This window comes from Hydrogenophaga sp. (assembly GCF_030651625.1).
Taxonomy (GTDB): Bacteria; Pseudomonadota; Gammaproteobacteria; order Burkholderiales; family Burkholderiaceae_C; genus Hydrogenophaga.
Window position 1 is genome coordinate 220,253 of record NZ_JAUSCF010000039.1, and the last position, 14,416, is coordinate 234,668.

The following is a 14,416-nucleotide window of genomic DNA, read 5'->3' on the forward strand; positions in this document are numbered from 1 at the left end:
ATGATGAGCGACGAGCGGGGGCGAGGATCCGCGCATGCTCATCCTCATGCCTGCCTGTGTCCAGCGCGCGGCTTCATGTATATCAATGAGATTTTTCCTGGCGCACCGCCCGCGTCCGTTGATCCATGTCAAGCAGGCCAGAGAGCGGTTTCACCGTGCTGACGGATGGTGCACCACGAACGCACAGAAGCGCCCCGCCCGGCCCAGATCCCAGGGGTGTGCTGTCGCACAGACGAGTCAACGCTTCGTCCCATAGGCTCGCAAGAGTTGCCTTTCGCCATGCTTTCGCCCCTTTCGAGCAGACAAATACTGGCATCACCGGTTTCGACGACATCAGCGGTGGCAGTCTGCCTACGGGGCGGGCGACGCTGCCCGTGGGCAGGCCGGGTGCCGGGAAGTCGCTTCATGCCATGCCTGGTTCATGGCGCACTGCCGGCTCCCGGTGGAACAGAAAGACAAGAGTCGTGAAATCGATGCCATCCGTGAATGAACTCAGCCGTCAGATACGCATCGATGCGCTGATCAAAACCCTGCACGAGACCGAACGAGCGCTCGAAGCACTCAACGTCGGTCAAGTCGACACCGTGGCCAACCAGGCCGACCACATCTTCCCTCTGAAAAGCACCGAGGATCGACTGCATCAGCACGAAGCCAGCAAGCAGATGGCGCTGCTCAATGCGTTGCCCGCGCACATTGCCGTGCTGGACGCCGATGGCGTGATCATCGCCGTGAACGCGGCCTGGCGCCGCTTTGGCAACGAGAACGGCCTGCGCAACGTGAACCACTGCGTCGGTTTGAAATACCTTGACGCCTGCGGCCAAGAAGACGGCGGCGGCGCATCTGACACCGAGACCGATTCCGAAAAAGGGGTCGTGGCTGCAGGCCTGCGCGCTGTGCTGGCGGGAGAGCGAGCCAATTTCTCGATCGAATACCCCTGTGATTCGTCCACAGAGCAGCGGTGGTTCATGCTGATGGTGACACCGCTGGCGACCGGGCCTCTGGCCGGTGCTGTGGTGATGCACATCGATATCAGTGCACGAGCGCGGGCCGAGCAGTCGCTTCGCGACAGCAAGGCCATGCTCGACATGGCGGGCCGCAGCGCCAAGGTCGGCGGCTGGACCTTCGATCTGGAACATCGCAGACTCAATTGGTCCGACATGGTGACCTCCTTGCACGACGAACCGGCTGGCTACTCACCCTCGATGGAGCAGGGCCTCGCATCCTTTGTTACGGAGTACCGCGCAGCCATCCAGGAAGCTGTCGAATGCTGCGCCCAGTTCGGCGTGTCTTACGACGTGGAAGCAGAGAAAATTTCAGCCACGGGGCGGCGCTTCTGGGTGCGCACCATCGGCGAAGCGGTGCGCGACGTTGATGGCCGGATCGTGCGCATCCAGGGCGCACTGCAGGACATCACCGAACGCAAGCTGGCAGCGCTGCAGACGCAAAAGCTGGCTCAGCAACTCAGCAACACGCTGGAGAGCATCAGCGACGCCTTCTTCGCACTCGGCCACGACTGGCGGATCACCTACTTCAACCGCGAAGCCGAGCGGCTGTTGGGGCGCACGCGCGACACGGCGTTGGGGTGCGTGCTCTGGGAGATCTTCCCCGAGGCGGTGGGAACGGTCTTCCACACCGCCTACCAGCGCGCCATGGACGGCGAAACTGGCGTCACGTTCGAGGCCTTCTACGCGCCCTTGAACGAATGGTTCGGGGTTGACTGCCATCCATCAGATGATGGGCTGTCGGTGTATTTTCGAACCGTCACCGAAGCACGCGCGGCGCGTCAGCAGTTGAAGCTGCTCGAGGCCAGCGTGGCCCAGCTGACCGACATCGTCATCATCACCGAGCCGGCGCCAGAGCTGGCGCACGGCAGGCGCATCGTGTTCGTCAACGACGCCTTCGAGCGTCTGACCGGCTACGCACGTGCGGAGGTGCTGGGTCGATCACCCGCGCTGTTTGTCGGCCCCGTGATGGATGCCGCCGAACTGGACCGTATCCGCTTCGCGGTCGAGCGCTTCGAGCCGGTGCACGCCGAGTTGACGGCTTGCGCGAAGGGCGGCCGGCAGTACCCGATCGAAATCGACATCACGCCCATTGCCGCAGCCGGCGAGGGCGTCACACACGGCGTTGTCGTCATACGCGACATCAGCGAGCGACGCCGCAATGTGCAGGCTTTGCGCGAACTGAATGCCGGACTTGAGGAACGGGTGCGCCAACGCACCGAAGAACTGGAACGTGCGCGTGAACTCGCGGAGCAAGCCAACCGCGCAAAGTCCTCGTTCCTGGCAACGATGAGCCACGAGATCCGCACGCCGATGAATGGCGTTATCGGCATGATCGAGGTGCTGGAGGAAAGCCATCTCCGGGAAGACCAGCGCGACATGGCAAAGACCGTGCGCGAATCTGCCTATGCCTTGCTGAGCGTTGTCGACGACGTGCTCGACTTCTCCAAGATCGAGGCCGGGCAGTTCATGGTCGATCATGCACCGATGGATGTCACGGCGGTGGTCGAAGGCGTTGGCGACGCATTGCGCCAGGTCGCCAAGAACAAGGGCGTCGGGTTGCGTCTGTACACGGATCCACGGCTGCCTGCTCACACACTGGGCGATGCGGGACGGCTGCGGCAGGTGCTCATGAACCTGGTCGGCAACGCAATCAAGTTCAGCAGCGGCCAGGGGTACCAGGGCTCGGTGTCGTTGCGGGCTCAACGCGTCGTCACCGATGCCGGCGTTGACACCCTGGCACTGGTGGTGACCGACAACGGTGTCGGCATGGACGCCGACACACTGGACCGCCTCTTCTCACCTTTCACGCAGGCCGACGCCAGCACGACGCGCCGATTCGGCGGCACCGGGCTGGGTCTCAGCATCTCGCATCGCCTCGTGGCAATGATGGGCGGCGAGATCACCGTCAGCAGCGTGGTCGATCAGGGTTCGACATTCACGGTGCGACTCCCGATAGCCGCTGCGGCCGACGTGGCACGCCCGGAGCAGCCGCTGTCTGGACTGCCCTGCCTGCTGCTGGGTGCGGGCGACCTGGTTCCCGATCTGGCCGACTACCTTGCACACGCCGGCTGCAAGGCGCAATGTGAGCCGACCCTGAGCGAGGGATTGACTTGGCTGCAAGGCGTCACCCTGGGCCGATGTGTCGCCGTTGTGGCAGGACCGCCCGAGGGCATTGAACCGGTTCTCACAGCCTGCCGAGCCGTCGCAATGCAACGTCCCGGGATGCGGCTGGGCTTCGTCGTGATCAAAGCGGGGCGGCGCCGCCAGCCGCGACGGCTGCAACCAGACCAGGTGGACATCGACGGCGACTACCTGCACCGTGCAGCCTTCCTTCACAGCGTCGCACTCGCGGCCAGACTCATGCTGACCCAGGAAACTGCGGAAATCCCTGCGCCAGTCAACGCTGCTGCCGTACTGCCCTTGACAGAGCGACTGACGGATGCAGGCCTGACGATCCTGGTGGCAGAAGACAATGAAATCAATCAGCAGGTGCTCGCGAAACAGCTCGGGTTGCTCGGCTACCGCGCCGAGATGGTCGGAGACGGCATGCAGGCCCTGGCCCGCTGGCGCTGCGGTGGGCACGCCTTGCTGTTGACCGATCTGCACATGCCGAACATGGACGGCTACACGCTGGCCGCAGCGGTGCGCCGCGAGGAGGGAAAGGGACCTCGCCTGCCCATCATCGCGTTGACTGCCAACGCTTTGCGAGACGAGGAAATCCGTTGCCGACAAGCTGGCATGGACGCCTACCTGACCAAACCGGTGCGTCTGGCACAGCTCAAGTCGGCCATCGATGCGTGGCTGCGACCCACGCCAACGCAGTCGAGCATGGTCGAGCTCAACGATGTCGCATCCGGTGCGATGCCACCGGTGAATCTCAGCGTGCTCGCCGATCTGCTCGGTGACGACGCGCAGGTGATGCAGGAAGTGTTGACGGCCTTTCGCGCAAGCACCCGAAGATCAGCGCTGGCAATGGAAAAAGCCCATGAAGAAGGCGGGGTGCAGGCCATGTCCGATGTCGCCCACAAGTTGAAGTCGGCGGCCAGATCAATCGGTGCAGCGCGTCTTGCACAGCTCTGCGCCGACATAGAAGAGAATGCCGCCTGCAAGCCACATGCCGCAACGCTGGAACCCCTGATGGCCGGTTTCAAGATCGAGCTGCTCGCCGTTCAAAACTTTCTCGACAAGCACCAGGGCCTGTTCACGCCCTAGGAGCCTGCGATGCCACCGAATGAAAACCGCAGCGTGTCGGTCGCAGCACGTTGCCGCCCACCACCCGCCTCCTTCGGCGCTGATCACTCAACACCACGAGGCGAAGTTCCACTGCCCTGACCCGCCATTCCGGGGCAAGCCCAGACCCTTGGGGATGCGCGCGCCACGCGTGTCCTGGTCGGCAGTGTCCTATGCAGGGCCGGATTCGACGATGCGCACAGCCAGTTGCCACAGGGCCTGACGGTGTGCAGCGGCCAGCGCATCCACAGAGGTATCGGTGAGCGCAATGTCGACATCGGCCTGCCCCAGTGCGGGGGCGGCGCCACCAGCGCGCGTGTCGCCCAGCCACCAGCGCGCCTGCAGGCGAAGTTTCTGGCGCCCTGCGTCGGCAATCAATGTAACGATCTCCACCCGCAAGCGCCGTGTCACCTCCACGCCGGACGGTACGGGTGCCCGCCAGACCAGGCCTGGCCCGCGCAACGCAGCCAGGTCGGCCACGAGCAGGCGCGGAATGGCGTCGCGCAACGGTTCCACCCAGCGGTGGCCCGGTAGCGGTTCAAGACTGGCCGCGCCACTGGCCACCACCAGGGTTTCGCGCTCCAGCGCACCGGGCAGGCCCACGGCGCTGGCCACTTCCCACAGGGCGCCGTCGCCCGGGCGCACGGGCGGCACTGCTGCCGGCGGCGGGCTGCGCAATTCGTACCACCGCGTGGCCACCTGAGGTCGCGCACAGGCAGACAACAACCAGGGCGCGGCCACCAGGCCTGCCAGTGTGAGCCTGCGCTTCATGGCCTGGCCTCCCGGCCGCGCAGCAGCGCATCGGGCTGTTGCTCCAGCGTCTCGGCCAGGTCGCGCAGCGAGCGCGCCGCGCGCGACAGATCTTCCAACGCACGGTCGGCCCCCTGCATGAGGTTGGAATCGCCCGAGGTGGCTTCGCGCAAGGCGGCGGCGGTGTGCCCCACCTCAGCAGCTGCGCGCTGCAGGTTCTGCACCAGCGGCGCGTCCGGCGCCAGCAGCTTGCCCACCTGGTCCGATGTGCGACCCACGCCATCGGCCGTCTGGTTGACCGACTTCGCCGCCTGCTGCATGCCTTCCATGGCTTCGCGCGTGGCTTGCAGCGATCGCTGCAGTTCATCTGCGAGCGGGTCGACCCGCTTGTCCAGGCGGTCCGACATGCGCTTGACCGAAGCCGTGATGGCAACCAGGTCATCCATGGCCTGCTTGAGCTGCGGGCCCGACACCACGGCGCGGGCAGAGGCAGCGATGGCCGAGAGGTCGTCGGCAATCGCACGGAAATCCATGCCCTCGAACTGGTCCCTGAGGTTCTGTATCGCAGTGACCGTTGTGGGGATTTCGATCATGCCCTCGTAGGTCCCACGGACACTGCTCTCGCGCTGAGGCCGCAGATCAATGTCCACGTAAAGCATGCCCGTGAGCAGGCTCTGTGTCGCCAGTTGCCCGCTCAGACCGCGCTCGATCAGCGCGGGCAGGGCCAGCCCCACGTCCATGTTGGCGCGCTTGCCATCGAGACCGCTCACCACGTTGCTGTCGAGCCCCACCACCACAGGAATGGAAAAATCGTCTGTGGCGCGGTCGTAGAACACTTCCACGGACTCCACGCTGCCCACCCGAACGCCCCGGAACACCACCGGCGCCCCCACCTGCAGGCCATAGACCGAACCACTGAAATGCATGACCGCACGCTCCTTGCTGGTGAATAGGGTGTTGCCCGCCAAGGCAATGATGGCAACAGCGATCAAGGCCGCGCCCGCCATGACAAAAACGCCGATCAGTGTGGCGCTGGCTTTTCGTTTCATGTGTGCACCTCCATGCCAGGCGCAACGCCACGCCGCAGAAAGTTCTGTACACCTTCGGGCCCATCGCTCAGCAGATCTTGCGGCGGCCCCAGCGCGGTCATGGTCTTGGTCTGCGCATCCAGAAACAGCAACCGGTCGGCCAGCGCAAAAATGCTGGCCAGCTCGTGGCTGACCATCACCACGCTGGTGCCCAGGTCGTCACGCAGGTGCATGATCAGATCGTCCAGGTTGGCCGATGACAGGGGGTCCAGACCGGCCGACGGTTCGTCAAGGAACACCAGCGCCGGGTTCAAGGCCAGCGCCCGCGCGATCGCAGCCCGCTTCTTCATGCCACCGCTCAGCGCAGCGGGCTCCGCATCGAAACTGCCAGCCAGGCCCACCAGCGCCAGCTTGAAGCGCGCTTCCTGTTCGCACTGCTGCGGGCTCATGTCGGTGAACACCTGCATCGGCAGCATCAGGTTTTCGCCCACCGTCATGCTGCTCCACAAGGCCCCGGCCTGAAAGGCCACACCAAAGGTCTGCATCAGGGTGCGCCGCACATCGGGCTGCGCGGCGTAAAGATCGTGTTCGCCATACAGCACCTGCCCTTTGGCTGGCACCTGCAGGCCAATGAGGTGGCGCAGCAGCGTGCTCTTGCCACAACCACTGCCACCCGCAACGGCCAGCACCTCGCCGGACAGCACGTCGAAGCTGAGATCGCGTTGAACGACGTTGTCGCCAAACGCCATGGTGAGGTCGCGCACCTGCACCAGCGGCGCGGGTGCATGGACAGCCGGGCTCGATGTGCGCTCTGCGGTTGGGGGGGAATCCATCAGTTCGGTCATCAGAAATTCAGGCGTTGGAACATCACCGTGAGCACGGAAGCGGCCACGACGATCCAGACAATGGCTTGTACCACCGATGCGGTGGTGGCGTCGCCCACCGCCTGCGCGCTGCGGCCTGCGGCCATGCCCTGCAGGCAACCCGCCAGCGCCACCAGCACCGAGTACACCGTGCCCTTGATCAGCCCCACCAGCACGTGCGGCAGGGTCAATGCCTTCACACTGGCGTACACATACTCCAGCGGTGTGACACCATAAATGCCCACAGCCACCAGCCAGCCCACACCCATGCCCACCAGGGCACCAAAGGCGGTGAGCATGGGCCCCACGATCAGCAGCGCCAGCACGCGCGGCAGCACCAGAAAGTCAAACGGGTTCACCCCCATGGTGGTCAGGGCATCGACTTCTTCGTTGGCGCGCATGCTGCCGATCTGCGCCGCAAAAGCCGCACCCACGCGGCCAGCCAGCACGATGCCCACCAGCAGCGCAGCCACCTCCCGCACCACACCCACCGTGACCAGGTCGGCAATGAAGTTCTGTGCGCCAAAGCGCTGCAGCTGCGCCGCACCCATGTAGGCCACGATCAGGCCCACCAGAAAGCTCACCAGCGCCACGATGGGCAGGCTGCGCGGCCCGGTCTGCTCGATCTGCCACATCAGGTCCTGGGTTCGCATGTCGCTCTTGCCACGCAGCCATCGGCCCAGCGAAAGCAACACCTCGCCCACGAAGGTCAGCGTCTTGCGGTGCTCGGACCACCACGCCTGGGTGCGCTCCCCCAGGCGCTCGAGCGGGCCGGGTGCAGGTGCGGGGGCAGATTCTGCGGCAGGTGGAGCGGCAGGCAGCGCCAGGGCCAGCACCTCCTGCAGGCCCTGTGGCAAGCCTTGCAGGTTCAGTGTCACCGAACGGCGGGCGAGCGGATCGAGCTGTTGCCACAGCTGTGCGGCCAGGCCAGCGTCCCAGGACGCCAGGGCCTGGGCCTGCACCACCACGGTGCCGTCAAAGTCTTGTGCAGGAAAGTCAGGCAGCGCGCGGGCGTGACCGCGCCAGGCACCGCTGAGCCGAAGCACCCAGCCACCGTCGTCGGGCATCCAGCTGGCATCCGGGGTCTGTGTCCCATCACTCGGCCCCATCGTGTCCGACAAGGCATTTCCACTCGAAGCATCGCGCATGGAAGAACCCATTCATCCTCGGAATTTGGATTCTATCGACCGCTCCGTCTGTTCGATGTCGCACGCTGGGTAGAAAAGCTGCACTTCTTTTTCAGGAGTGGAACTCCGTTTGCCCATGCCTGTTCCAATGGGGCGTGACCACACGGCCCGACACTCCCCCCCCTGCACAGGCACCCCCGGCATGGAAAGCCTTCGCCCGGCGGCGTGGCGTCTGGGTGGCCGGCGGCGGAGTGGCGGTGGTGCTCGCGCTGGTGCTGATCAGCGAGGCGGCCGGCTGGCCTTTCCTGCGTCAGCCCCTTGAACGATCACTCGCCCGCAGCGCAGCGGCACAGGTGCAACTGCAGGGCGATGTGAAGCTGCACCTGATCTGGCGCCCGCGCTTGCTCGTCGAAAGCCTGCACGTTGCATCCGATCCGCGCTTCGAGGTGCCGCACCTTCTGAAGGCCGGACGGGTTGCGCTGGCATGGCGCTGGTCCGACATCTGGCGCTGGCAGCGTGGCGGCCCCCTGCGGCTGCGGGCGCTGGGCGCAGAGGTGCTGGATGCCCATCTGGTGCGAGACGCCGACGGCAACGCCAACTGGCAACTGGGCGCCACCGAGCCGGACCCCGAGAACCCGGCCTTTGCAGGCCTGCCCCGGCTGGGATCACTGACCGTGGGCCAGGGGGACATCACCTGGGTCGATGCCCTGCAGGACGTGGACCTGGCGGTTCGGCTGCGCGGCAGCGAAGGCGAAACCACCGCGGCCGAGCCACGGCCTGGCTACGAAGCCACCCTCACCGGGCGCTACCGTGCCCTGCCCCTGGACCTGCAGGTACTGGCGGGCAGCACCCTGCCCTTGCTGCACGACGCCGACGCCTCCGCCAACGCCCCCTGGGTGCCGGTGCGGGTCAAAGGCACGGTCGCCTCCACCCGCGTGCTGTTCGATGGCGACGCGGCCGCCCTGCTGGGCACACCGCGCCTCCAGGGCAAGGTGGAAGTGGCAGGGCCCTCGCTGGCGAACGTGGGCGAACCCCTGGGCCTGACGCTGCCACAGACACCCCCTTTCGATATGCGCGGCGAGCTGCAGCAGGACGGCGGCGTGTGGCATTTGCAGACCACTCGGGCCCATGTGGGCAGCAGCCAGCTCAAGGGAGACCTGCGCTTTGAACAGCTTACCCAGCCACCGCGCCTCACGGGCAAGCTCACCGGACCCAAGCTCGCACTGGCCGACCTGGGCCCAGCGATCGGCACGCGCGGCGGGGGAGCAACAGACAAGGGCGACGACAAAGCCCAGGCCGGACGTGTGCTGCCTCAGCGGCGCTTCGATCTGCCTTCGCTCAAGGCGATGGACGCCGATGTGCAGGTGGCCATCGACACACTGGACTTCGGCACCACCGCCATGGCGCCACTGCGCAACCTGCAGACCCGGCTGAAGCTGGACGCCGGAACCTTGCGGCTGGAGGACCTGAGCGCGGCGGTGTCTGGCGGCCAGGTCAAGGGCATGACCACGCTGGACAGCAAGGCCGACCCGGCGAAATGGGAAGCACGGCTGGAGTTCACCGGCATCGACCTCGCCGGCTGGTTGCGCGGCCTGAGGGCCGGTTCGGCCGAGGGTACCGCACCCGCCGCCACCCAGACAGCGGCCCTCAAGCGCGAGCGCGACCAGGCCCGACAGGGAGGCGACCAGGCGGTGCAGTCGTACCTCACAGGTGCGCTGTCTGGCAGCCTGCACCTGCAAGGCCAGGGCTACTCCACTGCAGAAATCCTCAGCACGGCGTACGGTCCGGTGCGGCTGAACCTCAGGGACGGCAGCATGTCCTACCTGACCACCGAACTCATGGGGCTCGATGTGGCACAAGCCCTGGGCGCGTTGATCACCGGCGACCGCCCGCTGCCGCTGCGCTGTGCCCGCTTCGATCTGTTCGCCCGCGACGGCGTGGTCAAGCCGACACTGGCGGTGGTGGACAACGAAGACAGCACGATCTGGATCACGGGCCAGGTGAGCTTCGTCGACGAATCGCTGGACCTGCACTTGATCACCCGGCCCAAGGACTTCTCTCTGCTGTCGCTGCGCACCCCCATCACCGTGACCGGCACGCTGGCCAAGCCCGCCGTGGGGATCGAACCCCAGCGATTGATCGCGCGTGCGCTGGGCGCGCTGGCGCTGGGCGCGGTGGCCGGACCGGTCGCCGCCATCCTGCCGCTGATTGAACAGGGCAGCGAGAAGGGTGCCGACCCTTGCAACCCGAACCTGGCCAGCGCGTCGCCCGGCGCCCAGCCGTCGCCGCCTGCGCCTGCCCCGCCTTCAACACCGCCACCCGCTGCGCCAGTCCAGCAAGGTCAGCCCGCCCAACCCGACTCCCGGAACTGATCCGGGGTGTCAAACATCTGGTTGTGCCGCGCGGTGAGTGGCCCTCCACCCGGGATGACTGCTCCATGACAGGTATAGCCCACCGCCTTGAACTTCCACCGCCCGCCGATGAGTTTCAGATTGCCAACGTGCTGTGCCTTTGCATCCACCACGCGGCAAACGCCTTCGTTGACGGGTTCGAGCGAGAGTGGTGCGTTGGGCATGGTGCGTGAGCGAGCGGATGGACAGGCTGTATTGTCCGCCTGCGCTCAGACGCGCTGAGAACTGACGCAGATCAACGAGGATGTAAGCGCAGGTATCGCCAGCCTGAAACGAACAGAACACCGCACCGCCCGGTGTTACGCTGAGACATCGAGAGCAACGGGTATGCTGACCACCGACCAGTGGCGCACCCACTTCCCCCGGCCCCCGCGCCGGTACATCAACAGAAAGGCAGAACATGCAAGTACAAGTGAACACCGACGACCACATCCACGGCGGCGAGTCTCTGGCCAAATGGGTCAACGACGAAGCCATCAGCCGCCTGAGCCGGTTCCGTGATCACATCACCCGCGTGGAGGTGTTCATGACCGACCTCGACGGCAGCAAATCGGGCGTGAAAGACAAACGCTGCCGCCTCGAAGCCCGCGTGGCCAACCGCCAGCCGGTCAACGTCACCGCCGACGCCGACAAGATGGCTGCTGCCTTTGTCGATGCGGTGGACAAGCTCATCCGCGCCCTGGACACCGAACTGGGCCGCGTCAAAGACCGCAACGGTCGCGACACCATCCGCAACGCGGATCAGAGCGGCGACTGAACCTGCTCTTCGCCGCCGGTTCAAGCAGGGCTGGCGGCCTCCCCGGTGCGGCCGTCTCCGGCCCCGGCACCGGACGCCCCCTCCAGCGCCACCTCGGCCCGCTGGCGCGGCAGAAACTGCGGGTACTCCCGCTGCATGAAATCCACCAGGTATTCGCGCACGTGGCAGCGCAGGTCCCAGCCGGCCGGCGCGGATGCCGAGGTGACCAGGCAGCGCAGTTGCATGGCGCGCTCGCCGGCCTCTGTCACCTGCAGCAGGGCAAAGCGCTTGTCCCAGTGTTCAGACGTTTCGCAGGCGCGTTGCAAGGCTTCGCGAAGCGGCGCCAGCGGCATGCGGTAGTCCACCCAGAGGAACACGGTGCCGATGAGTTCGGAGGTGTTGCGGGTCCAGTTCTGGAAGGGCTTCTCGATCCAGTATTGCAGCGGCACCACCAGCCGGCGCTGGTCCCAGATGCGCACCACCACATAGGTGCCGGTGATTTCCTCGATCACACCCCATTCGCCTTCCACGATCACCACGTCGTCGATGCGGATGGGCTGGCTGATGCCGATCTGCAGGCCCGCGATCAGGTTGCCCAGCACAGGCCGCGCGGCAAAGCCCGCCACCAGCCCCAGCACCCCGGCCGAAGCCAGCAGGCTCGTTCCCACCTGCCGCACCGCCGGGAAGGTCATGAGCATCAGCGACACGCCGATCAACACCACCAGGCCCTGCAGCACCCGCGAGAGCACCAGAGTCTGGGTGCGGATGCGGCGCGCGGCCAGGTTGTCGGCCACCGACACCGGGTTCGCGTCCATCACGCCACGGGCCGCCCCGTGCACCACACGCGCCAGCAGCCAGGTCAGCGTGGCCATCAGGAACAGCCCAATCCAGTGTTGCAGGGTGGCCACCCAGCTCACGTCGGCCGATACCGGGTGCCACACGAAATTCAGCGCCAGAAGCAGCAGAGCCAGCCGGGCCGGCGCACGGATGGCAGAACCCACGGCAGCGGCCACGGGCGCCTTGCGTGTGGCGCGCAGGTAGACGCGCTTGCCGAAGCGGTACGCCAGATCGGCGATCAGCAGGGCCAGCAGTGAGGCCCCCAGTGTGGGCAGCCAGGCCTGCCACGCAGGGTCGATCCAGGTCGGGTAGGTCATGGCCTGATTTAGCCATATTCGTGCCAGGCGACTGTTCGAACGAAGCCTCCTGAGCCCTGGAACACGGCACCAGGGCAAGACGGCACGAATTGCCCGAGGACAGATGCTGGCGAGGATGAGAACAACCGGCCAGGCCCCACATCAGCCAGGACTGGTCTCCATTCCGGTCCTTACGTCGTCATCAACCTCCCAGTCTGCGAAGCTTTTCGCGCGCGATGGCAAGCTCCTGCTCCAGTTCGGCAACCAGTGATGCCAGTTCCGGCACCGCGTCAAAATCGCGTTCCAGACTGGCCATGCGTCTCACCCGTCGAATGTCACTGGCATTGAAGTGCGGTGTTTCGCCAGACGCCGGCATCTCCGGTGCCAGCAGCCCTTCCTCCATGCGCTGGCACACCCACACCTCGCTCACGCCGGTCATGCGGCACAGCTGATCCAGATCCAGCCAGGTTTCGTCCAGAACCACTTCCACACGACAGATTTCCTGTTTCATCTTGAAGCTCCTTCAGACTGTCGCTCCTGCTCCGCTGCGTGAACTTTGCGGGCGTCAAAGTCGGACAGGGTGCTGGCCATCTGTTCGTAGAAGTCCTTGGCGCGGGGGTCGTACGCGCTGGGCAGAACCACCCGCACCTTCAGGTCCAGATCGCCCGGCGCCTTCGCTGGCAGCCCCTTGCCACGCACCGTGATCGTCTGCCCGCTCTGTGTCCCGGCCGGCACCCGGACCTTGAGCGAGCTGCCATCGGGCAAGCCCACCGCCACCACCGCACCCAGCGCGGCCTCCCATGGCGCCAGCGGCAGCGTCATGACCAGGTCAGCACCCTCGACCTGAAAGCGCGGATGCGGCTGGAAATGCACCTCCAGAAACAGATCGCCTGCTGGCGCACCCCCGTGCCCGGGTGATCCCTGTCCCGCCAGGCGAATCAACTGCCCCGCCTTCACACCCGGCGGTATGGCGACCTCAAGGGTTCGTTCAACCAGCTCCACGCGGCCTTGTGCATCGATCTGTGGCGACTTGAGCGTCAGCAGGCGCTTCGCGCCCCGCCAGGCGTCTTCGATGTCGAGCAAAATCTTGGCGTGGTGATCCTCACCGCGAGCCTTGAACCCGGCCGATCCCTGGGCGCCACGGCCTTGCTGTCGAGCCTGTCGTCCCATCCGACCGAACAGTTCTTCAAAAAAGTCGCTGTGGTCGGCACCGCCCGCGCCATCTGCGCTTCGGCCCCTGAACTCGAAGCCTGCGTCCCAGTCGGGTGGCGGTGTGAAGTTTTCACCGGCATGGTGGCCTGTGCCGATGGCGTCGTAAGCGGCGCGCTTTTCAACATCGGACAGCACGTCGTTGGCCTCGTTGACCTCACTCATGCGGTCGGAAGCATCCGGCTCCTTGCTCACGTCCGGATGGTACTTTCGAGCCAGTTTTCGATAGGCCTTCTTGATGTCCTCGGCACTGGCGTCGCGTGCCACCCCCAGCGTCGCGTAGTAGTCCTTGAATTTCACTCGTTACCCCTTTGCTGACAGGTCAGATCACTTCCAGGGCAAGGGCCAGGAAAGCGCCTTGCGCGCCCTCGCTGCGCAGTGGAGCCATTGACCCCCCAAGGTGGCCACCATGCGGCTCACGGACGAAGCATGGGAGCTGGTGGTGGCGAACGACTGGTTGTGCATGAAGGCGCTGTCTCAGCCGCGAGAAGAGCCATTGTCCACGCATTCCGTGCCGCCCCTCGAGTTGTCGCTGATCAAGCCTCACCCTTGGCCCCGCGCAGCTGCCACAGTATGGCCGCGCTACATAGAGGGCCTGCATCCCGTCAGGTGCGGAACCGCACAGACATCGCCTCGCCAGAAAGAGAAGATATGCGAATGCGCATACGTCATGCGCAGTCAATTCAAGGAGTCACTCATGAACTGGGACACGATACAAGGCAACTGGAAGCAACTCACCGGCCAGGCCAAACAGAAGTGGGGCAAGCTCACCGATGACGACCTGCAAGTGGTGGCCGGCCACCGTGACCAGCTCGCCGGCAAGATTCAGGAGCGTTATGGCATCGCCAAAGACGAAGCCGAAGCACAGATCAAGGACTGGGAATCCAAGTCCAGCGACGACTGGTTGAAGTGACAAACCGCCAC

Annotated in this window: 12 protein-coding genes; 4 read left to right on the forward strand and 8 right to left on the reverse strand. The window is 65.4% G+C overall.

The genetic code is table 11. The features are described 5' to 3' along the window. Window positions 1-473: 473 nt before the first annotated feature. Entirely contained in the window at window positions 474-4,217 is a 3,744-nt protein-coding gene (locus tag Q7V46_RS19405) for a PAS domain-containing protein (protein ID WP_304915326.1), read from the forward strand. Window positions 4,218-4,406: 189 nt separating this feature from the next. Here Q7V46_RS19405 and Q7V46_RS19410 read toward each other — a convergent pair whose 3' ends face one another. Genes Q7V46_RS19410 through Q7V46_RS19425 form a run of 4 tightly spaced genes read right to left on the reverse strand, consistent with a single transcriptional unit; the run spans window position 4,407 to window position 8,024 of the window. Then, a complete protein-coding gene (locus Q7V46_RS19410; protein WP_304915211.1) occupies window positions 4,407-5,006 on the reverse strand; it encodes a membrane integrity-associated transporter subunit PqiC in 600 nt (199 codons plus the stop codon). Continuing rightward, window positions 5,003-6,034 carry an MlaD family protein gene (locus Q7V46_RS19415; protein ID WP_304915212.1) on the reverse strand — a complete coding sequence of 344 codons (1,032 nt, stop codon included), beginning with the start codon at window positions 6,032-6,034 and terminating at the stop codon, window positions 5,003-5,005. The genes Q7V46_RS19410 and Q7V46_RS19415 overlap by 4 nt, the downstream gene beginning before the upstream one ends. Continuing rightward, window positions 6,031-6,858 carry an ABC transporter ATP-binding protein gene (locus Q7V46_RS19420; protein ID WP_304915213.1) on the reverse strand — a complete coding sequence of 276 codons (828 nt, stop codon included), beginning with the start codon at window positions 6,856-6,858 and terminating at the stop codon, window positions 6,031-6,033. Before Q7V46_RS19420 ends, Q7V46_RS19415 begins: the two co-directional genes overlap by 4 nt. After that, window positions 6,858-8,024 carry an ABC transporter permease gene (locus Q7V46_RS19425; RefSeq protein WP_304915214.1) on the reverse strand — a complete coding sequence of 389 codons (1,167 nt, stop codon included), beginning with the start codon at window positions 8,022-8,024 and terminating at the stop codon, window positions 6,858-6,860. The genes Q7V46_RS19420 and Q7V46_RS19425 overlap by 1 nt, the downstream gene beginning before the upstream one ends. 134 nt (window positions 8,025-8,158) lie before the next feature. On the opposite strand from Q7V46_RS19425, the gene Q7V46_RS19430 reads away from it, so the two are divergent. Beyond that, window positions 8,159-10,375, forward strand: coding sequence for an AsmA family protein (locus Q7V46_RS19430; RefSeq protein WP_304915215.1), 2,217 nt, complete (start codon window positions 8,159-8,161; stop codon window positions 10,373-10,375). On the opposite strand, the gene Q7V46_RS19435 is transcribed toward Q7V46_RS19430, so the two are convergent. Further along, the gene (locus Q7V46_RS19435) at window positions 10,345-10,578 is read right to left on the reverse strand and encodes a hypothetical protein (protein ID WP_304915216.1); all 234 of its coding nucleotides are present in this window, start codon (window positions 10,576-10,578) and stop codon (window positions 10,345-10,347) included. The genes Q7V46_RS19430 and Q7V46_RS19435 overlap by 31 nt on opposite strands. 236 nt (window positions 10,579-10,814) lie before the next feature. Here Q7V46_RS19435 and Q7V46_RS19440 point away from each other — a divergent pair, with 236 nt between their 5' ends. Next, window positions 10,815-11,171, forward strand: a complete 357-nt coding sequence (locus Q7V46_RS19440; protein WP_304915217.1) for an HPF/RaiA family ribosome-associated protein — start codon at window positions 10,815-10,817, stop codon at window positions 11,169-11,171. A gap of 20 nt (window positions 11,172-11,191) precedes the next feature. Here the strand turns inward: Q7V46_RS19440 and Q7V46_RS19445 are convergent, their stop codons facing one another. The 3 genes from Q7V46_RS19445 to Q7V46_RS19455 form a co-directional block, all read right to left on the reverse strand. After that, complete coding sequence (locus Q7V46_RS19445; protein ID WP_304915218.1) at window positions 11,192-12,304, reverse strand: mechanosensitive ion channel family protein; 1,113 nt, start codon at window positions 12,302-12,304, stop codon at window positions 11,192-11,194. A 181-nt stretch (window positions 12,305-12,485) separates the two neighbouring features. Continuing rightward, window positions 12,486-12,794: a chaperone modulator CbpM gene (locus Q7V46_RS19450; protein ID WP_304915219.1), complete on the reverse strand. Its 309-nt coding sequence runs from the start codon at window positions 12,792-12,794 to the stop codon at window positions 12,486-12,488. Further along, on the reverse strand, window positions 12,791-13,792 hold the full coding sequence (locus tag Q7V46_RS19455; RefSeq protein WP_304915220.1) for a DnaJ C-terminal domain-containing protein: 1,002 nt from the start codon (window positions 13,790-13,792) through the stop codon (window positions 12,791-12,793). Before Q7V46_RS19455 ends, Q7V46_RS19450 begins: the two co-directional genes overlap by 4 nt. Window positions 13,793-14,189: 397 nt before the next feature. Between Q7V46_RS19455 and Q7V46_RS19460 the strand changes: the two genes are divergently transcribed. Beyond that, window positions 14,190-14,405, forward strand: a complete 216-nt coding sequence (locus tag Q7V46_RS19460; RefSeq protein WP_304915221.1) for a CsbD family protein — start codon at window positions 14,190-14,192, stop codon at window positions 14,403-14,405. Window positions 14,406-14,416 lie beyond the last annotated feature (11 nt).

Excerpts from the sequence above, each read along its gene's own strand:
- Q7V46_RS19435 (WP_304915216.1), bottom strand. The coding sequence starts at position 10,578 with ATGCCCAACGCACCACTCTCGCTCGAACCCGTCAACGAAGGCGTTTGC.
- Q7V46_RS19405 (WP_304915326.1), top strand. The coding sequence starts at position 474 with ATGCCATCCGTGAATGAACTCAGCCGTCAGATACGCATCGATGCGCTG.
- Q7V46_RS19410 (WP_304915211.1), bottom strand. The coding sequence starts at position 5,006 with ATGAAGCGCAGGCTCACACTGGCAGGCCTGGTGGCCGCGCCCTGGTTG.
- Q7V46_RS19420 (WP_304915213.1), bottom strand. The coding sequence starts at position 6,858 with ATGACCGAACTGATGGATTCCCCCCCAACCGCAGAGCGCACATCGAGC.
- Q7V46_RS19440 (WP_304915217.1), top strand. The coding sequence starts at position 10,815 with ATGCAAGTACAAGTGAACACCGACGACCACATCCACGGCGGCGAGTCT.
- Q7V46_RS19450 (WP_304915219.1), bottom strand. The coding sequence starts at position 12,794 with ATGAAACAGGAAATCTGTCGTGTGGAAGTGGTTCTGGACGAAACCTGG.
- Q7V46_RS19460 (WP_304915221.1), top strand. The coding sequence starts at position 14,190 with ATGAACTGGGACACGATACAAGGCAACTGGAAGCAACTCACCGGCCAG.
- Q7V46_RS19445 (WP_304915218.1), bottom strand. The coding sequence starts at position 12,304 with ATGACCTACCCGACCTGGATCGACCCTGCGTGGCAGGCCTGGCTGCCC.
- Q7V46_RS19425 (WP_304915214.1), bottom strand. The coding sequence starts at position 8,024 with ATGCGCGATGCTTCGAGTGGAAATGCCTTGTCGGACACGATGGGGCCG.
- Q7V46_RS19415 (WP_304915212.1), bottom strand. The coding sequence starts at position 6,034 with ATGAAACGAAAAGCCAGCGCCACACTGATCGGCGTTTTTGTCATGGCG.